The sequence below is a fragment of the Pseudomonas sp. NPDC089395 genome (assembly GCF_044749525.1).
Lineage (GTDB): Bacteria > Pseudomonadota > Gammaproteobacteria > Pseudomonadales > Pseudomonadaceae > Aquipseudomonas.
In genome coordinates, this window is sequence record NZ_JBIVID010000002.1 from 606,125 (window position 1) to 627,074 (window position 20,950).

A 20,950-nucleotide genomic window follows, 5' to 3' on the forward strand; every position below is an offset into this window, starting at 1 on the left:
CAGCCCAATCGCTGCGGTTCGTCGCCACGACAAGCCAGCTCCTACAGGCCTGTGACGTTCCCTGTGGGAGCCGGCTTGCCGGCGATGAGGCCAGTGCAATCAGTGAAAATCCCGGCTGCGCACATCCAGCCCCTGTAGCAACACGCTGATATCTTCGAGCCGCCGCGCAATCAGGTGCCGCACCCCATTCTCCTGCTCCAGCCGCCCACTCACCTTGAGCAGTTGCGACCCCACCAGCGCCCGCCGCTGCCGCTCGGCCAGCTCACGCCAGACCACCACATTGACCATCCCGAACTCATCCTCCAGCGTCACGAAGGTCACACCACTGGCCGTCTGCGGGCGCTGCCGCCCCACCACCAGGCCGGCCACGGCAATCGCATCGCCATGCTCGACGCCTGCCAGTTCACCCGAGCTGCGACAGCCCAACGCGCGCAGTCGCGGGCGCAGCAAACGCAGCGGATGAGGGCCCAGGGTCGTGCCCAGCGTGTCGTAATCGGCCACCAGGTCCTCACCCACGGTGGGCGCCGGCAAGGCCACCGCAACCTCAGGTGCCGCCTCAAGGTCGGCGAACAACGGTAACTGCGGTTGCACGGCAGCCACCTGCCAGCGTGCCTGATGGCGGTCGCGGGCCAATGCACGCAGCGCACCCGCATCGGCCAGCCGCGCACGGGCTCGGCTGTCGAGACCGGCGCGCAGGCACAAGTCCTCGACATCACGCCAGGGCCGCTGCGCCCTCGCCTGCTCCAACCGACGGGCATCGGCCTCGGCGAAGCCGCGGATCTGCCGCAACCCCATTCGAATGGCCAGGGCACCCTGGCCGACAGGTTCCAGGGTGCAGTCCCACTCACTGTGGAACACATCCACCGGCCGTACCTCGATCCCCTGTCGCCGTGCTTCCTGAAGCAACTGGTCGGAGCTGTAAAACCCCATCGGCCAGCTGTTGACCAGGGCACAGGTGAAGATCGCCGGTTCGTGGCACTTGAGCCAGCTGCTGGCATAACACAGCAGGGCGAAACTGGCCGCGTGCGACTCGGGGAAACCATAGCTGCCAAAGCCTTTGATCTGCTCGAAGATGCGTTCGGCGAACGCCAGGTCGTAGCCGTTGCGCAGCATGCCCTGGATCAGCCGCTCGCGGTGCGGCTCCAGGCCACCGTGGCGTTTCCAGGCCGCCATGCTCCGGCGCAACTGGTCGGCCTCGCCGGGGCTGTAGTCGGCGGCGACCATGGCCAGCTCCATGACCTGTTCCTGAAACAACGGCACACCCAGGGTGCGCTCGAACACTTCCTTGAGCTTGAGCGATGGGTAGGTGACCGGCTCCTGCTTCAAGCGCCTGCGCAGGTAGGGATGCACCATGTCCCCTTGAATCGGCCCAGGGCGCACGATGGCCACCTCGATCACCAGGTCATAGAAGGTGTTGGGCTTGAGCCGCGGCAACATGGCCATCTGCGCCCGCGATTCGATCTGGAACACGCCCATGGTTTCGGCGCGGCTGATCATGGCATAGGTGGCCGGGTCTTCAGCGGGGATGGTCGCCAGGGTCAACTGCCTGCCACGGTGGCGTTGCAGCAGGTCGAAACAGCGGCGCAAGGCGCTGAGCATACCCAGCGCGAGCACGTCGACCTTGAGCAGGCCGACCATGTCCAGATCGTCCTTGTCCCACTGGATCACCGTGCGCTCTGCCATGGCCGCGTTTTCCACCGGCACCAGGTGATCCAGTGGCTGCTCGGAAATGACAAAACCGCCGGGGTGCTGGGACAGGTGGCGCGGGAAGCCGATCAACTGCTCGGCCAATAGCAGAATACGCTGCAAGGACGGGCTGGCAGGCTCGAAACCCGCCTCGGCAAGGCGCTGCTCATCGGGGATGCGGTCGCTCCAGCGGCCGCAACACTTGGCCAGGGCATCCACCTGGTCGGCGGGCAGGCCCAACGCCCGGGCGACATCACGCACGGCACCGGCCGCGTGATAGGTATTGACCACCGCGGTGAGTGCGGCACGGTGCCGACCATAGCGGCGGAACACATACTGGATCACTTCTTCGCGCCGATCGTGTTCGAAATCCACGTCGATGTCGGGAGGTTCGTTACGTTCGCGGGACAGGAAGCGTTCGAACAGCAGGCGGTGTTCCATGGGGTCCAGTTCGGTGATGCCCAGCACGAAACACACCACCGAGTTGGCTGCCGAACCACGCCCTTGGCAGAGAATATGCTGGCGGCGGGCAAAGGCGACGATGTCGTGCACAGTGAGGAAATAGCTTTCGTAACCCAGTTCCTCGATCAGCGAGAGCTCCTTGGCCAGCACCGCGCGGACCTTCTCGCCAGGCCCTGACGGCCAGCGCAGGGGCAAGCCACGCTCGCACAGTTCGCGCAACCAGCTGGCGGGAGTGTGGCCCTGCGGTACCAGCTCGCGCGGGTACTGGTACTGCAACTCGCCCAGGTCAAAGCGACAACGCTCGGCGATGCAAAGGGTTTCGGCGATCAGGTCGGCCGGGTACAGCTCGGCCACTTGCGCCAGGGTACGCAGGTGGCGCTCGCCATTGGCGTACAGGTAACGCCCGGCCTCGGCCACGCTGCAGTGCTGGCGGATGGCGGTCATGCAATCTTGCAGGGCACGCCGACCGCGCACATGCATGTGCACATCACCACAAGCCACGGCACGGAGGCCCAGTTGCACCGCCAGCTCGCGCAAGCGGGCCAGTCGGGTTTCATCATCGCTGCGCCGATGCAGGTGCACTCCCAACCACAAACGTTCGGCGAACAACGCCTGCAGCCACTCGCCCGATGCCCGATCGCTCGGGTCATCGGCGATCCATAGCGCCAGCAGCCCGGCATGGTGCTGCTGCAAGTCATCACGGAACAGCTGGTAATCGCCCTTCTCCGCCCGCCGCCTGGCACGGGTGATCAAGGCGCACAGGTTTTGATAGCCGGTGAGGTTTTCCACCAGCAGCACCAGTTTCGGGCCATCCTGCAGGCGTACTTCACTACCGACGATCAAGCGTACCTGCTGCACCTTGGCAGCCTGCCAGGCGCGGACGATGCCGGCCAGGGTGCACTCGTCGGTGATGGCCAGGGCCTGGTAACCCTGTTCACGGGCGCGACGGAACAACTCTTCGGCACTGGAGGCACCGCGCTGGAAGCTGAAATTGGACAGGCAATGCAGTTCGGCGTAGTCCGCTGTACTCATGCGAACCAGCCTTGCAGCCACAGCGGGCCGGGTTGCGCCAGGTCGCGATATGCCCAGCCACGCAGCCCTTCGCGGGTTTCGATGCGGTAATAGTCACGGCGCACATCGCCGCCATCCCACCAGCCCGACTCGATTCGCTCGGCCTGGCTCAGCACGGTGTGACCTTGGGCGTCCAGTGCCTGGGGTTGCGGCAACAACCAGCCAGGGCGGCTGCCGGGCGGGACTGCCAGGCTGCCGAGCGCCCCTTGCTCGGCCCCTTGCCAGGCGCATTCAGGGCGGTGGTCGGCTTCGGCGCGCAGGCCCTTGACCGCTTCATCGCCCAAGCGGGCGCGCAGGCGTTCGCGCAATTGCTCCCAGGGTTGCGCCTGTTGCGCGCGGGGGTCGAACAGCGCCTGATGCTGGGGCACGAACGGCGGCAGGTCCGTGGCCACCAGGCGCAGGTTGCGCACCGGGGCCGGAATGCGCAGTGGCTCCAGGCGACCGCGCGCCAGCTCGAACAGCATCGCCGCATCGCGCTCGGCGGCCAGCAGGCCAACCTGCAGCTGCGTGTCGGGCCCCTCGGCGTGCTCCAGGTACAGGCAGAATCGCTGCACACCGCAATCACGCCCGGCAAGGAAGGCGGCCAGGTCGTTGAGCATGCGCCGCAGCGGGAACAACAGGGCCTGATGCGACTCGACGTCGAAATTGAGTTCCAGCCGCGTCTCGAAGCGGTCGGGTGGCTGATAGAAACCCAGCCCCAGCGTGCGCAGGCCGAGCAATTGATCCAGGTGCAACTGCACCTGTGCCGTAAAGCGTTTGGCCAAAGCGTCACGCGGCAAGGCCAGCACCTGACCCAGCTGGTGCAGGCCCATGCGGGCAAACGCTTCGGCCGCCTCCGGGGGCAGCCCCACGCGCGCGATGGGCATGCGTGCCAGCGCGGCACGGGTGTCTTCGGGACAGGTCAGTGCCAGGCCGTCATGGCCATTGGCAAGCATGCGCGCCGCCACCGGGTTGGTCGCCAGCACGATACGTTGGCGCAGCCCCAGCGCTGACAGTTCCTCGCGCAGCCGCGCCTCGAACAACGGCCAGGGGCCGAACAGCTGCAAGCTGGAGCCCACCTCCAGCAACAGGGCCCGCGGGTAATGCAGGCTCACCTGGGCACTGAAGCGGTAGGCCCAGGCGGCCAGCAACTGCTGCAGCTGCTCGATACGTGCGGCGTCGGCCTCGACACAATGGAAGCCGTCAGCCATGGCTCGGGCGGCAGTAAGGCTCTGCCCGGCACGCAGGCCCAGTGCCGCTGCGGCCGGGTTGACCGCCTGCAGCGCGCGACGCTGGCTCGGCCCGCCGATCAAGACCAGGGGCGAATCGGCGTCGTCACGTTCGCGCAGGATCGAGTCCAGCGCCAATTGCGGCAAGAGAATGCAGGCCCAGAGCATGGTGCATCAGCCCCGCCCGATCGGCGCAGTCGGCGGCAGTCCACCGCGGCACTTGAGCACGCGCCACTGGGCCGGAAAGGTGTCGATGGCAATGCGCAGCGCAGCCGGTGAAGGGTTGTGCGCCGCCGATTGAGGGCGGCAGGCAATGGCCAGTGCCTGGCCCGTTTCGGCGGCCACCTGCAGGCGTCGCAGGGCACGGTCGTCGGCCCGATGGGGCCAGCACAACACGGCGGCGCAACTGCCAGAACGCAGGCACTGCTCGGCGGCCCAGAGTGCGTCCTGCGGCTCGGCATCGACCTGAACCAGCCAGCGCAAGTCGATACCCGCCGCTTGCCAGGCAGGCGCGTAGGGTATGAACGGCGGTGCCACCAGTACGACCCGCCCGCCCTCGCCCGTCAGCCGTGCCAACGAAGGCCAGAGCAATTGCAGCTCTCCGCAGCCTGGGCTGGCCAACAGCAACTCGCTGAGCGCTGCGGCCGGCCAGCCGCCTTCGGGCAGGCGCCCGTCGAGCTCGGCATGGCCAGTGGGCTGCAGACCGCTCGGGCGTGCCTGGGTCTGCCGTCCGCGCCAGACCTGGCGCTGATCCAGCAGCCGATCGAGATCGACCACCGCGCCCATCAGTCACGCCTCAACAGGCCACAGAACACGCCTTCGATGAAGAATTCGCGCTCAGGCCCGACATCGATCGGTGCATAGGCCGGGTTGCGTGGCAATAACCGATAGCCACCGGGTTGGCGCTGCAGGCGCTTGATGGTGACTTCGCCGTCCAGGCGGGCGACCACGATCTGACCGTCACGGGCGTCGCCCTGCTGGCGAATGCCTACCAGGTCGCCGTCGAAGATGCCGTCATCGACCATCGAGTCGCCGCGCACCTTGAGCAGGTAGTCCGGGGTGCGGCGGAACAGGCTCGGGTCGAGCAGCAACTGTTCGTGGATGCCCAGATCCGGCCCGATAGGGGCGCCTGCCGCGACCTGGCCGAGCACGGGCACTTCGAGGATTTCCGGGCGACGCAAAGGCTCGGCCAGACGGATACCGCGCGCCTGGTTCGGCGTGACGTCGATGTAGCCCGCCTGGCACAGGGCCGTGATGTGCTTGCGCGCCACGCTGCGCGAAGCGAAGCCGAAGCGGCTGGCGATGTCGGCCAGGCTCGGTGGCTGGCCATGATCGGCAATGCGCTCGCGGATGAACACGAGGATTGCCCGGCGTTTTGGGGTGAGATTGTCCATGGAGCACATTTGTACTCTTTTCGGCGCACACTGAACAGCCCCCTTTGTCGTCGGCTTTCGCTATCATCCACGTGCTTGTGTTTTTAACTAACTGGATACCTGATGCTGACTGCCCTGCTGTTCGACCTCGACGGAACCCTGACCGACACCGACACCCTGCATTTGCAGGCGTTTCGCCAGTTGCTGCGCGAGTACGACGGGCGTGAGCTGACCCAGGCACAGTTCGATGCCCAGGTCAGTGGCCGGGCCAATGGCGAGTTGTTTGCCGAGCTGTTTCCGCAGGCCAGCCCCCTTGAATGCCAGGCATTGGCCGAACGCAAAGAAGCGCTGTTTCGTACGCTGGCGCCGGCGCTGGCCCCCATGCCGGGCCTGTTGCGCTTGCTGGAGCATGCCCAAGGGCGCCGGATTGGCATGTGCGTGGTGACCAATGCGCCCCGACTCAACGCCGAGCACATGCTGGCGGCCATGGGTTTGGGCGAGCGTTTTGCACATGTGCTGGTGGCCGAGGAGCTGGCACGGGCCAAGCCTGATCCATTGCCCTACTTGACCGGGCTGGAGCGACTGCAGGCGGTCGCCGGGCAGGCGCTGGCGTTCGAGGATTCGTTGCCGGGGGTGAAGGCGGCCAGTGCTGCGGGGATCTTTACCGTGGGGATTGCGACTACACAGACGGCCGAGCGGTTGCTGGCTGCCGGGGCAAAGTTGGTGGTGGATGATTTCGATGATCCGCGACTGTGGGCGCTGATCGAGGCCATGTAGAAGGGAACTGCGCGATCCCTGTGGGAGCCGGCTTGCCGGCGATGAGGCCCTGACAGGCAAACGTCGGCCTGTTCGGGCCCTATCGCCGGCAAGCCGGCTCCCACAGGTTCTTCACTGGCCCTGAGGTTTGTGGCAAACCTGCCATTCGTCGCCCTGCTTTTCTGCCTGTCGAAACGCCCTTTACCCACTCGACCACTCATGAATCCCCAAGCGCGGAGTCACCGCCATGAGCCATTCAGAAAAGGGTCACCCGGTCGTCTCACGCAGCCAATGGCTGGCCGCCCGCCGCCAACTGTGGCTGCACGAAAAAGCCCTCACCCACCAGCGCGATGAACTGGCCGCAGCCCGCCGTGCCCTGCCCTGGGTCAAGGTCGAACAACCCTATCGCTTCCAGGGCCCGGACGGCGAACTGAGCCTCGCCGACCTGTTCGCCGGGCGCAGCCAGTTGCTGCTCTACCACTTCATGTTCGTCGAAGGCTGGAGCGAAGGCTGCCCCGGCTGTTCGTTCCTCGCCGACCACTTCGACGGCGCCAACCTGCACCTGGCCCATCACGATGTGTCGCTGGTCGCCGTGTCGCGCGCGCCCTATGCCGAGTTCCAGGCGTTTCGCCAGCGCATGGGCTGGCGTTTCCCGTGGTATTCGTCGCAAGGCAGCGGCTTCAATGAAGACTTCGGGGTCAGTGTCGGCACTGAAGGCGAACGGCAATACAACTATGAACCCTATACCGGCAACGAAGCCGAGCTCCCGGGGTTGAGCGCCTTCTACCGCGAGCAGGATGGCACGGTGTATCACACCTACTCCACCTATGCCCGCGGGCTGGACATCCTGGTCAATACCTACAACTTCCTCGACATCGCGCCCCTGGGGCGCAACGAGGCCGGGACCATGGACTGGGTGCGGCACCACGATCGCTACGAGGGGCAAACCGGGAAGCCGCACTGCTGCCATGAGTGAAGGGCTCAGCCCCTCACGCCGAGCATGCCGCGCTCGACGATGAAGTCGATCACCGCCTGCAGGCCCTCGCCTTTCTTCAGGTTGCTGAAGGTCCACGGGCGCTGTGGGCGCATGCGGTGGGTGTCGCGCTCCATCACCTCCAGCGAGGCACCCACATACGGTGCAAGGTCAGTCTTGTTGATCACCAGGAAATCGGACTTGGTGATGCCAGGGCCGCCCTTGCGCGGGATCTTCTCGCCCTCGGCCACGTCGATGACATAAATGGTCAGGTCGGCCAGCTCCGGGCTGAAGGTGGCGCTCAGGTTGTCGCCGCCGCTTTCCACAAAGATCACTTCCAGGTTGCCGAACTTGCGCGCCAGCCCTTCCACGGCAGCCAGGTTCATCGAGGCATCCTCGCGGATCGCGGTGTGCGGGCAGCCACCGGTCTCGACGCCAACGATACGCTCGGGTTCAAGCGCCCCGGCCTCGGTCAGGATGCGCTGGTCTTCCTTGGTGTAGATGTCATTGGTGACCACGGCGATCTGGTAATGGTCGCGCATGGCCTTGCACAGGCATTCGAGCAGCGCGGTCTTGCCAGAACCGACCGGGCCGCCGACACCGACGCGCAGGGGTTGCTGATAGCTTTGCATGTAGGCAGTCCTCAGGATCGGAACAAACGGGTGTATTGGGTTTCGTGACGCGATGAGGCAATCGCCAGCAACGGCAGACCGCCGCCAAGCTGGTGATCTTCAAGGGCCAGGGATTGGTCCAGTAACGCCGGCAAGGCTGCCGCCAGGTCCCGCAACAGGGTCTGCGCCGCCTGCTGGCCGAACGGCACCAGCTTGACCCCGGCCATGACCGCCCCTTCCAGCCAGGCGAAGGCATGGCCGAGGGCGAGCTGGCGCAGCGGGATCGACCAGTGCACGGCCAGCCAGGCCATACCGCCCAGCTGGCTGAGTGCGAGACTGGCACGCCAGGCTGGGGCCTGGCCCAACTGCCAGCCATCGAGCAGCCGAGCGAACGCCGAGCCGCGTTGCTGCTCTTCAAGGCGCAGCTCGGCGGTTTCGCGGTTGGCCAGCAGAAAGCGGCTCCAGTGGCCGAACGCTTCGGCGTCATCGGCCTGGCAGGCGTGGTAGAGGCGCGCCAGGACCGGCCAGTCGAGACAGGCCAAGGTGTCGTGCAGCTGTTCATGCTGCCAGGCGCTGAAACCGGGGGCGTCACGCACCCAGCCCGCTTCCACGGCCCACTCCAGGCCCTGCGAGTAGGTGAAACCACCCACCGGCAACCCGGGGCTGGCCAGCTGCAGCAGGCGCAGCAGTGCCAGGTCGCTGTTCATCAACCGGCCAACACCAGCGCGGCACCGGCCAGCATGCCGCCGCCGAACGCCTTTTGCAGGCCGCTGTGACGGCGCAGCAGGCAGCCGACGGCAAAGCCCACCACCAACAGCAGGCCACTGACCGTGACGAAGCCGGCGCTGAACTGCCAGAACGCGCTGGGGGTGGCTTCAACGCCGTGGGCCCAGCCATGGAACAGGGCAAAAACCGGCATCGCCAAGGCCAATAGCAGCTGGCGGCTGGGCAACAGCACGGCGGCGGCGGCGACCAGCACGGACACGGCGATCAACGTTTCCATACCCACTACACCCCCAAACAGGTGGCCGCACACGGCCCCGGCGAACATCGCCGCCAGGGTCGTCAGTGGCAGGCTCAGGTTGCGCCGGGTCAGCGCGGCCAGCACGCCAGTACCCAGCAGCATCAGCAGGTGGTCGAGACCGGTCAGCGGGTGCAGCAGGCCATCGTGCAGCGGGTTGCTGTCGTGGCCGGGATGGGCGAAGGCCGGCAGTGCGACCAGCAGCAGGACAAGGGCGAAAGTCTTTTTCATGGGTTGCTCCATTGGGCAGGTCAGGAATGGGCTGGCAGGCGCACGAACGGATGATCGTGGCCGTGGCTGTGGCTGTGTGGCGCGCTCTGGTAGGCACCGGCTTCTGGCTCGAACGGTGCCTGCTCGGTGTCCACCGCCAGGCCCAGGCCGCGCAGCATGTCGTCGAGCACATGGTCGTGCTGGTAGCGCAGCAAGCCAGGCTCGATCTGCAGCGGCACATGGCGGTTACCCAGGTGGTAGGCCGCACGGGCCAACAGGTGCGGATCGTCGCAGCGTACCGTGGACACCCGTTCGGGGGCGGCGAGCACGCGCACCACCTGGCTGCCGGCAGCATCGGCAAGCAGCTCGCCGCCGCGCAGCAAGTGGCCGCGTTCGAGCATCAGGCCGGCCTCGCGGCCGTCGTCCAGGATCACGCGCAGCCGGCTCTTGATACGGCTGTCGACGTCCAGGGTCAGGGTACCGGTAACCGTGTCGGCTGCGCCGATGCGGCGGGTCAGAACAATCATCTTCGCTCCTTCAGAACAGGAAATAACGCTGGGCCAATGGCAACTCACGGGCCGGCTCGCACACCAGCAACTCGCCATCGGCGCGCACCTGGTAGGTCTGCGAATCGACTTCGATCAGTGGCTGCAAGGTGTTGTGGACCATGTCGGCCTTGCGTACGCGTCGGCAACCGTGAGCCACGCCGATCAGGCTCTGCAGCCCCAGCTCCCGGGCCAGGCCACGGTCCATGGCGGCCTGCGGCAGGAACGTCATGCGCGTGGCATGGCGGGCCGCGCCGAGCGCGCCGAACATGGGCCGGTAGTGCACCGGCTGCGGGGTCGGGATCGAGCCATTGATGTCGCCCATGGGGGCGGTGGCGATCATCCCGCCCTTGATCACCAGGGCGGGCTTTACCGCGAAGAAGGCCGGTGCCCACAGCACCAGGTCGGCCAGCTTGCCCACCTCGATCGAACCGACTTCATGTGCAATGCCGTGGGTCAGCGCAGGGTTGAGGGTGTACTTGGCGATGTAGCGCTTGACCCGGAAGTTGTCGCTGTAAGCGGTGTCCGGTGCCAGCGGCCCACGGCGCAGCTTCATCTGGTGCGCCACCTGCCAGGTACGCAGCACCACCTCGCCGACGCGGCCCATGGCCTGGGAGTCGGACGAGGTCATGGCGAAGGCGCCCATGTCGTGCAGGATGTCCTCGGCGGCGATGGTTTCGCGGCGGATGCGTGATTCGGCGAAGGCCACGTCCTCGGCAATGCTCGGGTCCAGGTGGTGGCAGACCATGAGCATGTCGAGGTGCTCGTCGACGGTGTTGATCGTGTACGGCAGGGTCGGGTTGGTCGAGGACGGCAGCACGTTGGCCTGCCCCGCCGCGCGGATGATGTCCGGCGCGTGACCACCACCGGCACCTTCGGTGTGAAAGGTATGGATGGTGCGGTCGCCGATGGCGGCCAGGGTGTCTTCGATGCAACCGGACTCGTTGAGGGTGTCGGTGTGGATCGCCACCTGGATGTCCATCTCCTCGGCAACGCCCAGGCAGCAGTCGATGGCGGCCGGCGTCGACCCCCAGTCCTCGTGCAGCTTCAGGCCCACCGCGCCAGCGGCGATCTGTTCGCGCAGGGCTTCGGGCCGCGAGGCATTGCCCTTGCCCAGCAGGCCGATGTTGATCGGCAGGCAATCGGCGGCCTGCAGCATGCGCGCCAGGTACCACGGCCCCGGGGTGCAGGTGGTGGCGTTGGTGCCGGTGGCCGGCCCGGTGCCACCGCCAATGAAGGTGGTCACGCCACTGGTCAGTGCTTCCTCTACCTGTTGTGGGCAGATGAAGTGGATGTGCGAATCGATACCGCCGGCGGTCACGATCTTGCCTTCGGCGGCGATCACTTCGGTGCCTGGGCCCACTGGCACGGTCACGCCCGGCTGCACGTCGGGGTTGCCGGCCTTGCCGATGGCCGCAATGCGCCCGTATTTGACGCCGATATCGGCCTTGACGATGCCCCAGTGGTCGATGATCAAGGCGTTGGTCAGCACCAGGTCCATGGCCTGGGCGGCCAGCATCTGGCCTTGGCCCATGCCGTCGCGGATGACTTTGCCGCCGCCGAACTTGACCTCTTCGCCATAGACGGTGAAGTCCTTCTCGACTTCCACCCACAGCGCGGTGTCGGCCAGGCGCACGCGGTCGCCGACCGTGGGGCCGAACATGTCGGCGTAGGCCCTGCGGGAAATCCGGCTCATGCCCTGCCCTCCAGCGCGCCCATCACCTTGCCCTGGAAGCCGTAGACCTCGCGTTTGCCGGCATAGGCCACCAGTTGCACGGTGCGCGACTGGCCCGGCTCGAAGCGCACGGCGGTACCGGCCGGAATATCGAGGCGAAAACCAAGGGTCGGCGCGCGCTCGAACACCAGCGCATCGTTGACCTCATAGAAGTGATAATGCGAGCCGACCTGCACCGGCCGGTCGCCATGGTTGGCCACGCTGACACTGACCGTTGCATGGCCGGCGTTGAGCTCGATGTCGCCGTCGGCGACCTGAATTTCTCCTGGGATCATGCGGGGCTCCTGGCCAGCTCAGACGATGGGGTCATGCACGGTCACCAGCTTGGTGCCGTCGGGGAATGTGGCCTCGACCTGCACGTCGTGAAGCATCTCGGCAACGCCGGCCATGACCTGCTCGCGGCCGATCACTTCGCGGCCCAGGCTCATCAGCTCGGCCACCGTGCGACCGTCGCGGGCGCCTTCGAGCACTGCTGCGCTGATCAGCGCCACCGCCTCCGGGTAGTTGAGTTTCAGGCCACGGGCCAGGCGCCGTTCCGCCAACAGTGCGGCGGTAAACAGCAGCAGTTTGTCTTTCTCTCTCGGGGTCAGCTCCATGGCGCTCTCTCAAGTGGCCCAGATACGCGGCGGACACGCGGGCAGGCCGAGAACGGCCGGACGCAGGACGTGCCAGAGGCGCTGCAGGGTCCGTTGCAGGTGTTGGTTGTCGTGGTCGAGCAGGCGGATCACCAGCAGCGAGCCGAGCAAGGTCGCGCCGGCGGGCGTGTCGAGTTCATCGAGCACGGCCCTGGCCTGCTCCAGTACGGTCGGGTCCGCAGGTGATGCACAGAAGGTGGCGGACAACGGGTGCCCGCCCAGCTTGGCCAGTTGGCCGCCGCTGATGCGCAGGCGCTCGTGCAGGCCGGGGTCGTCGGGCAGCTCGATGCGCAGGCGGCTGTCGAGGGCGCCCTGGTCGAAGCGCTCGTTCATTACCGGGCGGCCCAGGCACAGGGTTTCCCAGGCCAGCAGCCGGGCACCGGGCTCCAGGGTGAAGCGGCTGTCCAGGCTGGCACGAGCGCCCGAGAAGAAGATGCTGTCCTGGGGCAGCCACTCCAGCGTGCTGCCGGCTTGCAGGTGAAAACGCTGGGCCAGGTACGCGGTCGGACCGATGCTGCGGTAGAACTTGCTGGCACCGGGCATGGTCAGCAGCGCATGGCTGCCGGGCTCCAGGTGAATGTCCAGCTCCAGCCGGTCACCGGCGACGATGCCGCCGGGTGGGTGCAGCACATAAACGTGGCAGGGCGCGCCTTCCGGATAGAACGGGCGCTGCACCAAAAGAGGTCCGAAGTGACGACGCGCACCAAGGCGGGTCACGCCATCGCGCTCGATAAAGCGCAATTGCAGGTGGGCGCTCCATCCTGCATCCCTTTCAGATTTATCTACCTGTACGGCGAGCGACATCCTACAGCCCCCGAGATTACTGGCCTTTCGGCTCTCTGGAGGGATCAGGCCACTGCGCGAACGCGTGATTGGCCTGACCACTCGATCAAATTCACTGGCTGGGATATAGCAGGTAGCGGGCCAACTTCGCAGGTGAAGGCAGATGAAATCTTCGGGGCGATGGCTCTGCCATGGGGCATACAAAGGACCAGGCGCACAATGCGGGCGCACCGCTTGGCCCCATTCGGGTGCTGCGCTACAGTCGCGGTTTACCCACGGCCAAGGAACCGCCATGTCCCTCGCACCCGCCATCCCCGTGCTGCGCATCTTTTCGGTCGACAAGGCCAAGGAGTTCTACCTCGATTTCCTCGGCTTCACCCTGGACTGGGAGCACCGCTTCAGCCCGGACCTGCCGCTCTATGCGCAAATCCACCGTGACGGGCTGATCCTGCACTTGAGCGAACACCACGGTGATGCCTGCCCAGGCTCGACCGTGTTTGCCCGGACCGAAGACCTGCGCGCACTGGAGCGTGAGCTGCAAGACAAGCAATATGGCTATTCCCGCCCACATGCTGAGCCGGTCGACTGGGGCCTGCAGATGCAGATCCACGACCCGTTCGGCAACCTGCTGCGCTTCTGCCAGCAGATCGACGACGAGGCCGCACAGTGAAACCCATGAGCAAGCGCGAACTGGCGCGCCTTGAGCGTGAACTGGTCGCCTGCCTGACCGATGCCTGCGAAACGGCCAAGGCGCACATCGTGGGCTTTACCTGGCTGACCCATCGCCTGGACCCTGACCAGTTCCCGGCCAGTCTGCGCATCACCTGGGTCTTCGAGCGCGAGGCCGACAAGGCCGCAGCGCTGGCTGGGGAGGCAAAAGCGCGCATGCTCATGCTGACGTCCCAGGCGCTCGACGAGGCCGGCATTCAGCTGGATCACCCCGCCTGGCACGTGCGCTTCGACAGTGAAGAAGCCTGCGCGCGCAGCCACGCGGGCGACTGGAACAAGCGACTTGAGGGCTGCCGATAGAATTGCAGCGCCTATGGGATCGAGCGCCGCCCGCGCGGCGCATCGCGAGCAAGCTCGCTCCTACATTTGTTGCAACGTGCCGATGCCTGATAGGCCATGGTTGTCAGCCTTGCTGGCTCGACGCGATATTTCGGCGGGCGCTAAAAAGCGGACAACCATGGCCTTACAGACCGTGGCACGTTGCAACAAATGTAGGAGCGAGCTTGCTCGCGATGCGCCGCGTGGGCGGCGCTCGATCTCATGAACACTAAAAATCCGCCGACATGCACCTACTGTCCCCGGCAATTCGTGACTGGCCGTTTCCGATCCGCGACGGATGTATTATGGTGGCGTGGTGCGCATATAACAGCAGCCCGAGCGATCGGGCATCTGCAATACAATCGAGGGTGTCATGAGTAACGAGAGCATTAACTGGGACAAGCTGGGTTTCGACTACATCAAGACCGACAAGCGCTACCTGTCCGTGTGGCGCAATGGTGAGTGGGACAAAGGCACCCTGACCGAAGACAATGTGCTGCATATCAGTGAAGGCTCCACTGCCCTGCACTACGGCCAGCAGTGCTTCGAAGGCCTGAAGGCCTACCGTTGCAAAGACGGCTCGATCAACCTGTTCCGCCCAGACCAGAATGCCGCCCGCATGCAGCGCAGCTGCGCACGCCTGCTGATGCCGCACGTGCCGACCGATGTGTTCATCGAAGCCTGCAAGCAAGTGGTCCTGGCCAACGAGCGCTTCGTTCCGCCGCACGGCAAAGGGGCCCTGTACCTGCGCCCGTTCGTGATCGGTACCGGTGACAACATTGGCGTGCGTACCGCCCCCGAGTTCATCTTCTCGGTATTCGCCATCCCGGTTGGCTCGTACTTCAAAGGTGGCATGAAGCCGCACAACTTCCAGATTTCCAGCTTCGACCGCGCAGCCCCGCAGGGCACCGGCGCGGCCAAGGTCGGTGGCAACTACGCGGCCAGCCTGCAGCCAGGCGCTGAAGCCAAGAAGGCGCACTTCGCCGACGCCATCTACCTCGACCCGCTGACCCACACCAAGATCGAGGAAGTCGGTTCGGCCAACTTCTTCGGCATCACTGCCAACAACGAGTTCGTTACCCCGAAATCGGCCTCGGTACTGCCCGGCATCACCCGCCTGTCGCTGATGGAACTGGCGTCCTCGCGCCTGGGCCTGACCGTGATCGAAGGCGATGTCGAGATCAACAAGCTCGACCGCTTCATCGAAGCCGGTGCCTGCGGCACCGCTGCGGTGATTACCCCGATCGGCGGCATCGAGTACAACGGCAAGCTGCACGTGTTCCACGACCTGGAAAAAGTCGGACCGGTCACCCAGAAGCTCTACAACGAGCTGACCGGCATCCAGAGCGGTGACGTCGAAGCGCCAGCCGGATGGATCGTCAAGGTCGCCTGAGCCTTCGTAACAGGCTGAACCACGGGGTATGCCAGTCGCTGGCATGCCCCGTTTTTTTTGGCTGAATGGACCGGCGATAGGGCCTTAGCAGAAGATGAATTTTTCTTAAATCGCCGTTTGGCTATTCTTTGGCACAATCAAGTCTCCTCTAGACGCCCAGGAACGAGCATGCCACGCGTACTGACCATCGAAGACGACGCCGTCACCGGCCAGGAAATCGTCGCCGAACTGACCAGCCACGGTCTGGAAGTGGATTGGGCCGACAACGGCCGCGAAGGCCTGTCCAAGGCCATCGCCGGCGGTTACGACCTGATCACCCTCGACCGCATGCTGCCCGAGGTCGATGGCCTGACGATCGTCACCACCCTGCGCAACCTCAAGATCGCCACGCCGATCCTGATGATCAGCGCCCTGTCCGACGTCGACGAACGTGTGCGTGGCCTGCGCGCTGGCGGTGATGACTACCTGACCAAGCCGTTCGCCTCCGACGAGATGGCCGCCCGGGTGGAAGTGCTGTTGCGGCGCAACAGCGTGCCCATGACCCAGACCCGCCTGCAGGTCGCTGACCTGCAACTGGACCTGATCAGCCACGAGGCCCGGCGCGGCGAAGCGACCCTCAACCTGCTGCCCACCGAATACAAACTGCTGGAGTACCTGATGCGCCACAGTGGCCAGGTGATTACGCGGATGATGATCTTCGAGGAGGTCTGGGGTTATCACTTCGACCCCGGCACCAACCTGATCGACGTGCACATCGGCCGCTTGCGCAAGAAGATCGATTCCCCCGGGCAGTCGCCGCTGATCCGTACGGTACGGGGCTCGGGCTATGCCATTGCTGAACCCGTCTAAGGGCTGGAGCTCCTCGACCAGCCGTTTGCTGGCGTTGTACAGCTTCCTCTTCGTGGCCTGGAGCAGCATCCTCATGGGGGTGCTGTACTTCGAGGTTTCCAGCTACCTGAACAAACTCACCCGCCACTCCATGCTGCAGCGCCAGCACTTGTTCGCCCACATGAGCGGCAAGCAACTGGACGACGCCCTGATCGCCAGCCAGGCCTTCGAAGAGCGGGCGTTCGATGCCTATGGCCTGTTCGACGCCCAGCTCAACCCGGTTGGCGGGCGCATCCGTGCCATACCAACGGGTCTTGGCCTGGACGGCAAGGTGCACGAACTCAAGCGCTGCCTGGACGCCGATGACCCGCACATGCCGCGCGACAGCTGCGACGCCGTAGCGATCAAGGTGCAGGATGGCCGCTGGCTGGTGTTGTTCCGCGACAACGGTTCGCTGTTCGTGGTCACTCGGATCATCCTGCATGCGCTGCTGTGGGGGATCTCCCTGACGCTGATTCCTGGTTTTGCCGGCTGGTACCTGCTGCGCCGCAGGCCTCTGAAGCGCATTCGCGCGATTCAGGCCCAGGCCGAGTTGATCGTCGCAGGCGATCTCACCCATCGCCTGCCCCTGTCGGCGCGGCGCGACGAACTGGACATGCTGGCGGCTATCGTCAACGCCATGCTCGACCGTATCGAGCGGCTGATGCATGAGGTCAAAGGGGTATGCGACAACATCGCCCATGACTTGCGCACCCCCCTCACCCGCCTGCGTGCCCAGCTGTATCGCATCCGCCAGCAGAGCGATGCGGATTCAGCCCAAGCCGAGGCGCTGGACCAGGCCATTGGCGAAACCGACACCCTGATGGCACGGTTTCGCGGCCTGTTGCGCATCAGTGAGCTGGAGGACCGCCAACGCCGTGCGGGCTTCGTCGAGCTGGATCCGCATGGGTTGCTGGTGGAGCTGCATGACTTCTACCTGCCTCTGGCCGAGGACGGCGGCATTCGCTTGCAGCTGCAGCAACCGGAACAATTGCCAGCCCTGCACGGTGACCGCGAGTTGCTGTTCGAGGCACTGGCCAATCTGGTGGGCAACGGTATCAAGTTCACCCCTGAAGGGGGCCAGGTGGCCATCCGCGCGACCCAGGACGAGCTGGGCGTGCACATTGCCATCGAGGACAGCGGGCCGGGGATTCCCGAAGAAGAACGTACCGCCGTGTTGAAGCGGTTCTATCGCAGTGAGGAAGGTCATCGTCACCCAGGGTTCGGGCTGGGGTTATCGATCGTCGCGGCGATCGTCGACCTGCATGGGTTCAGGCTGGAGGTGGGAGACAGCGATCTGGGTGGGGCGAAGCTGGTGTTGCATTGCCCGTTGGCCGGGGTGGCCAGGTAGAAGCAGGGGCTGCTACGCAGCCCAATCGCCGGCAAGCCGGCTCCCACAAAGAAAGCAGTCACCCTGCCTCATCTGTGGGAGCCGGCTTGCCGGCGATTGGGCCTACATCATTCAGTCAGCCAGACGCCAGGTCGTGCCGCCCTTGCCGTCTTCCAGCACCACGCCCATGGCGGTCAGCTGGTCGCGGATACGGTCGGATTCCGCCCAGTTCTTGTCCGCACGCGCCTGCAGGCGCGCCTGGATCAAGGCTTCGACTTCAGCGGCATCGACTTTGCCCTCCGCCCCTGCGCGCAGGAAGTCATCGGCTTCCAACTGCAGTACACCCAGCACATCACCCAGCTCACGCAGGCGACCTGCCAAGCCAGCAGCGGCGTCGAGGTCGCTGTCTCGCAGGCGGTTGATCTCACGCACCAGGTCGAACAGCACGGCGCAGGCTTCCGGAGTACCGAAGTCATCGTTCATCGCCACGCTGAAGCGCTCGACGAATTCTTCACCGCCCTTGGCCGGAGCACGCGGCAGGCCACGCAGGGCGTGGTAGAAGCGCTCCAGGGCACCCTTGGCGTCGCGCAGGCTGTCTTCGGAGTAGTTGATGGCACTGCGGTAGTGGCTGGCCACCAGCAGGTAGCGCACCACCTCCGGGTGGTACTTCTCGAGCACGTCACGGATGGTGAAGAAGTTGTTCAGCGACTTGGACATCTTCTCGCCATTGATACGGATCATGCCGCAATGCATCCAGGCATTGGCGTACTGCTTGCCCGTGGCTGCCTCGCTCTGGGCGATCTCGTTCTCGTGGTGCGGGAACTCCAGGTCGCTGCCGCCACCGTGGATGTCGAAGCTCTCACCCAGGCAGCAGGTGGACATCACCGAGCACTCGATGTGCCAGCCCGGACGGCCCGGACCCCAGGGCGAATCCCAGTACGGCTCGCCCGGCTTGACGCCTTTCCACAGGACGAAGTCGAGCGGGTCCTGCTTGGCCTCGTCCACTTCGATGCGGGCACCGATACGCAGGTCTTCGATCTTCTTGCGCGACAGCTTGCCGTAGCCGACGAACTTGCCGACCCGGTAGTACACGTCGCCATTGCCCGGCGCGTAGGCATAGCCCTTGTCGATCAGGGTCTGGATCATCGCGTGCATGCCGGCGATATGGTCGGTGGCACGCGGCTCCTGGTCCGGCTTGAGGATGTTCAGGCGGCGCTCGTCTTCGTGCATCGCGTCGATCATGCGGGCGGTCAGCGCATCGAACGACTCGCCGTTCTCGTTGGCCCGGTTGATGATCTTGTCGTCGATGTCGGTGATGTTGCGCACGTAGGTCAGCTCATAGCCGCTCTTGCGCAGCCAGCGAGTGACCAGGTCGAAGGCCACCATGCTGCGGCCGTGGCCGAGGTGGCAGTAGTCGTACACGGTCATGCCGCACACGTACATGCGCACCTTGTTGCCATCGAGCGGCTTGAAGGCTTCCTTGGTCTTGCTCAGCGTGTTGTAGATGTTAAGCACGGCGGTTCCTTAGCTACCCCAGGAGTCACGCAGGGTGACGGTGCGGTTGAACACCGGGCGGCCCGGCTGGCTGTCCTTGAGGTCGGCGCAGAAGTAACCTTCGCGCTCGAACTGGAAGCGATCTTCAGGCTGCGCCTGGCCCAGCGACGGCTCGGCGCGGCAGCCGGTCAGCACTTGCAGCGAATCCGGGTTGATGTTGTCCAGGAAGCTACCGCCTTCCTCAGCCTTTTCCGGGTTCGGCGAGCGGAACAGGCGGTCGTACAGGCGCACTTCGCACTCGACGCTGCCCTCGGCCGGCACCCAGTGGATCACGCCCTTGACCTTGCGGCCTTCCGGGTTCTTGCCCAGGGTGTCCGGGTCGTAGGAGCAGCGCAGCTCGACGATGTTGCCGGCTTCATCCTTGATCGCCTCGTCGGCGCGGATCACGTAGCTGCCGCGCAGGCGCACTTCACCGGCCGGTTCCAGGCGCTTGTAGCCCTTCGGCGGCTCTTCCATGAAGTCGTCGCGGTCGATGTACAGCTCGCGCGCGAACGGCAACACGCGCACGCCCATGTCTTCTTTCGGGTGGCGTGGCAGTTCGAGCTGCTCGACCTTGCCTTGCTCGTAGTTGGTGATGACCACCTTCAGCGGACGCAGCACGCACATGGCGCGCGGCGCGGCGCGGTCGAGGTCGTCACGGATGCTGAACTCGAGCATCGACATGTCGACCACGCCGTCGGAACGGTTGGTGCCGATCATTTCGCAGAAGTTGCGGATCGAGGCCGGGGTGTAGCCGCGGCGACGGAAGCCCGACAGGGTCGACATGCGCGGGTCGTCCCAGGCGCTGACGTGCTTTTCGTCGACCAGCTGCTTGAGCTTGCGCTTGGAGGTGATGGTGTAGTTCAGGTTCAGGCGGCTGAACTCGTACTGGCGTGGGTGCGCCGGCACTGGCAGGTTGTCGAGGAACCAGTCGTACAGCGGACGGTGGCCTTCGAACTCGAGGGTGCAGATCGAGTGGGTGATGCCTTCGATGGCATCGGACTGACCGTGGGTGAAGTCGTAGTTCGGGTAGATGCACCACTTGTCACCGGTCTGGTGGTGGTGGGCATGGCGAATGCGGTAAAGGATCGGGTCGCGCAGGTTCATGTTCGGCGAAGCCATGTCGATCTTCGCGCGCAGCACGCGCTCGCCGTCCTTGAACTCGCCGGCCTTCATGCGCGCGAACAGGTCGAGGTTTTCCTCGACGCTGCGCTCGCGGAACGGGCTGTTCTTGCCGGGTTCGGTCAGGCTGCCACGGTATTGCTTGGCTTGATCAGGGGTCAGGTCGCAGACATAGGCCTTGCCACGCTTGATCAGTTCGACGGCCCAGTCGTGCAACTGGTCGAAGTAGTCCGAGGCATAACGCACGTCGCCGGCCCAATCGAAGCCCAGCCATTTGACGTCGCTCTGAATGGCGTCGATGTATTCCTGGTCTTCCTTGGCCGGGTTGGTGTCGTCGAAGCGCAGGTGGCAGACGCCGCCAAATTCCTTGGCCAGGCCGAAGTTGACGCAGATCGACTTGGCGTGGCCGATGTGCAGGTAGCCGTTGGGCTCCGGCGGGAAGCGGGTGACGATGCTGCTGTGCTTGCCCGAGTCCAGGTCGGCCTGGATGATCGGCCGCAGGAAGTTCGCAGGGACAGCGGGGGCGCCTTTGGCAGCGGCGTTGGGCGCGTTGTCGGCAGTGGGCTTGCTCATAGGATCCTTGAATGCA

The 20,950-nt window shown here is 65.2% G+C and carries 21 protein-coding genes; 7 read left to right on the forward strand and 14 right to left on the reverse strand.

Features of this window, described 5'->3' with window-relative positions; translation table 11 throughout:
* Nucleotides 1-99: 99 nt before the first annotated feature.
* Genes ACIPZG_RS07765 through lexA form a run of 4 tightly spaced genes read right to left on the reverse strand, consistent with a single transcriptional unit; the run spans nucleotide 100 to nucleotide 5,830 of the window.
* Entirely contained in the window at nucleotides 100-3,180 is a 3,081-nt protein-coding gene (locus tag ACIPZG_RS07765; RefSeq protein ID WP_400711861.1) for an error-prone DNA polymerase, read from the reverse strand.
* Nucleotides 3,177-4,595, reverse strand: coding sequence for a Y-family DNA polymerase (locus ACIPZG_RS07770; protein ID WP_400711864.1), 1,419 nt, complete (start codon nucleotides 4,593-4,595; stop codon nucleotides 3,177-3,179). The genes ACIPZG_RS07765 and ACIPZG_RS07770 overlap by 4 nt, the downstream gene beginning before the upstream one ends.
* Nucleotides 4,596-4,601: 6 nt before the next feature.
* The gene (gene imuA / locus ACIPZG_RS07775) at nucleotides 4,602-5,213 is read right to left on the reverse strand and encodes a translesion DNA synthesis-associated protein ImuA (protein WP_400711867.1); all 612 of its coding nucleotides are present in this window, start codon (nucleotides 5,211-5,213) and stop codon (nucleotides 4,602-4,604) included.
* The gene (gene lexA / locus ACIPZG_RS07780) at nucleotides 5,213-5,830 is read right to left on the reverse strand and encodes a transcriptional repressor LexA (protein ID WP_400711870.1); all 618 of its coding nucleotides are present in this window, start codon (nucleotides 5,828-5,830) and stop codon (nucleotides 5,213-5,215) included. Before lexA ends, imuA begins: the two co-directional genes overlap by 1 nt.
* A 93-nt stretch (nucleotides 5,831-5,923) precedes the next feature.
* Between lexA and ACIPZG_RS07785 the strand changes: the two genes are divergently transcribed.
* A complete protein-coding gene (locus ACIPZG_RS07785; RefSeq protein WP_400711873.1) occupies nucleotides 5,924-6,577 on the forward strand; it encodes an HAD family hydrolase in 654 nt (217 codons plus the stop codon).
* A 226-nt stretch (nucleotides 6,578-6,803) separates the two neighbouring features.
* The gene (locus ACIPZG_RS07790) at nucleotides 6,804-7,532 is read left to right on the forward strand and encodes a DUF899 domain-containing protein (RefSeq protein ID WP_400711876.1); all 729 of its coding nucleotides are present in this window, start codon (nucleotides 6,804-6,806) and stop codon (nucleotides 7,530-7,532) included.
* A 5-nt stretch (nucleotides 7,533-7,537) separates the two neighbouring features.
* Here the strand turns inward: ACIPZG_RS07790 and ureG are convergent, their stop codons facing one another.
* The 8 genes from ureG to ACIPZG_RS07830 are packed head-to-tail and all read right to left on the reverse strand — an operon-like array spanning nucleotide 7,538 to nucleotide 13,090.
* A complete protein-coding gene (gene ureG / locus ACIPZG_RS07795; RefSeq protein ID WP_400711879.1) occupies nucleotides 7,538-8,161 on the reverse strand; it encodes an urease accessory protein UreG in 624 nt (207 codons plus the stop codon).
* An 11-nt stretch (nucleotides 8,162-8,172) separates the two neighbouring features.
* Complete coding sequence (locus tag ACIPZG_RS07800) at nucleotides 8,173-8,847, reverse strand: urease accessory protein UreF (protein ID WP_400711882.1); 675 nt, start codon at nucleotides 8,845-8,847, stop codon at nucleotides 8,173-8,175.
* Entirely contained in the window at nucleotides 8,847-9,392 is a 546-nt protein-coding gene (locus tag ACIPZG_RS07805; protein ID WP_400711885.1) for a HupE/UreJ family protein, read from the reverse strand. The genes ACIPZG_RS07800 and ACIPZG_RS07805 overlap by 1 nt, the downstream gene beginning before the upstream one ends.
* 20 nt (nucleotides 9,393-9,412) lie before the next feature.
* Nucleotides 9,413-9,898 carry an urease accessory protein UreE gene (ureE, locus tag ACIPZG_RS07810; protein WP_400711888.1) on the reverse strand — a complete coding sequence of 162 codons (486 nt, stop codon included), beginning with the start codon at nucleotides 9,896-9,898 and terminating at the stop codon, nucleotides 9,413-9,415.
* 10 nt (nucleotides 9,899-9,908) lie between these two features.
* The gene (gene ureC / locus ACIPZG_RS07815) at nucleotides 9,909-11,612 is read right to left on the reverse strand and encodes an urease subunit alpha (protein ID WP_400711891.1); all 1,704 of its coding nucleotides are present in this window, start codon (nucleotides 11,610-11,612) and stop codon (nucleotides 9,909-9,911) included.
* Nucleotides 11,609-11,926: an urease subunit beta gene (locus ACIPZG_RS07820; RefSeq protein ID WP_400711894.1), complete on the reverse strand. Its 318-nt coding sequence runs from the start codon at nucleotides 11,924-11,926 to the stop codon at nucleotides 11,609-11,611. Before ACIPZG_RS07820 ends, ureC begins: the two co-directional genes overlap by 4 nt.
* Nucleotides 11,927-11,944: 18 nt before the next feature.
* Nucleotides 11,945-12,247 (reverse strand): urease subunit gamma, encoded by a 303-nt coding sequence (locus ACIPZG_RS07825; protein WP_008093745.1) that lies wholly within the window; start codon nucleotides 12,245-12,247, stop codon nucleotides 11,945-11,947.
* Nucleotides 12,248-12,256: 9 nt separating this feature from the next.
* Nucleotides 12,257-13,090 (reverse strand): urease accessory protein UreD, encoded by an 834-nt coding sequence (locus ACIPZG_RS07830; protein WP_400711897.1) that lies wholly within the window; start codon nucleotides 13,088-13,090, stop codon nucleotides 12,257-12,259.
* Between the two features lie 271 nt (nucleotides 13,091-13,361).
* On the opposite strand from ACIPZG_RS07830, the gene ACIPZG_RS07835 reads away from it, so the two are divergent.
* From ACIPZG_RS07835 to ACIPZG_RS07855, 5 genes are all read left to right on the forward strand, one after another.
* On the forward strand, nucleotides 13,362-13,739 hold the full coding sequence (locus ACIPZG_RS07835) for a glyoxalase superfamily protein (RefSeq protein WP_400639985.1): 378 nt from the start codon (nucleotides 13,362-13,364) through the stop codon (nucleotides 13,737-13,739).
* A complete protein-coding gene (locus ACIPZG_RS07840; RefSeq protein ID WP_400711900.1) occupies nucleotides 13,736-14,098 on the forward strand; it encodes a hypothetical protein in 363 nt (120 codons plus the stop codon). The genes ACIPZG_RS07835 and ACIPZG_RS07840 overlap by 4 nt, the downstream gene beginning before the upstream one ends.
* A gap of 391 nt (nucleotides 14,099-14,489) precedes the next feature.
* Nucleotides 14,490-15,509 (forward strand): branched-chain amino acid aminotransferase, encoded by a 1,020-nt coding sequence (locus ACIPZG_RS07845; RefSeq protein ID WP_400639982.1) that lies wholly within the window; start codon nucleotides 14,490-14,492, stop codon nucleotides 15,507-15,509.
* Between the two features lie 168 nt (nucleotides 15,510-15,677).
* Nucleotides 15,678-16,358 (forward strand): response regulator transcription factor, encoded by a 681-nt coding sequence (locus tag ACIPZG_RS07850; RefSeq protein WP_008093740.1) that lies wholly within the window; start codon nucleotides 15,678-15,680, stop codon nucleotides 16,356-16,358.
* Nucleotides 16,336-17,727 carry a sensor histidine kinase gene (locus ACIPZG_RS07855; RefSeq protein WP_400711903.1) on the forward strand — a complete coding sequence of 464 codons (1,392 nt, stop codon included), beginning with the start codon at nucleotides 16,336-16,338 and terminating at the stop codon, nucleotides 17,725-17,727. Before ACIPZG_RS07850 ends, ACIPZG_RS07855 begins: the two co-directional genes overlap by 23 nt.
* A 111-nt stretch (nucleotides 17,728-17,838) precedes the next feature.
* On the opposite strand, the gene cysS is transcribed toward ACIPZG_RS07855, so the two are convergent.
* Nucleotides 17,839-19,221 (reverse strand): cysteine--tRNA ligase, encoded by a 1,383-nt coding sequence (cysS, locus tag ACIPZG_RS07860; protein WP_400711906.1) that lies wholly within the window; start codon nucleotides 19,219-19,221, stop codon nucleotides 17,839-17,841.
* Between the two features lie 9 nt (nucleotides 19,222-19,230).
* Complete coding sequence (locus ACIPZG_RS07865) at nucleotides 19,231-20,934, reverse strand: glutamine--tRNA ligase/YqeY domain fusion protein (RefSeq protein ID WP_400711909.1); 1,704 nt, start codon at nucleotides 20,932-20,934, stop codon at nucleotides 19,231-19,233.
* Nucleotides 20,935-20,950 lie beyond the last annotated feature (16 nt).